The organism is Chitinophaga sp. 01L420 (genome assembly GCF_056399985.1).
In genome coordinates, this window is record NZ_JBFTSK010000161.1 from 1 (window position 1) to 389 (window position 389).

At 48.2% G+C, this 389-nt stretch carries 1 protein-coding gene; it reads left to right on the plus strand.

Annotation, left to right across the window (positions count from 1 at the left end):
* Nucleotides 1–389, plus strand: a 389-nt coding sequence (locus AC1DP6_RS36610; RefSeq protein WP_477059331.1) for a hypothetical protein, incomplete at both ends; no start/stop codon positions are given.

The window sequence follows — 389 nt, forward strand, 5'->3', positions numbered from 1 at the left end:
TGCAGATCAGAAACATTGTAATGATTCTATCTTCAACATGACGGCTAACATTCCAGCCGGATTGGGTGCACGCGGTGCATGGACTATTGTAGGTGGCAAGCAACCCTGGATCACTATTGCTGATACTACTTTAAATAATACGAAGGTGACGGTACTGGCAGGACATACCGTGTCACTGGTTTGGACTATCACCAATGGTACCTGTACGGCCACTACGGATATGGTGGAACTGACCAACTATGAGATTCCTTCCATAGCAGTTGCAGGKGCAGATCAGAAACATTGTAATGATTCTATCTTCAACATGACGGCTAACATTCCGGCCGGATTGGGTGCACGCGGTGCATGGACCATCGTAGGTGGCAAGCAACCCTGGATCACGATTGCTG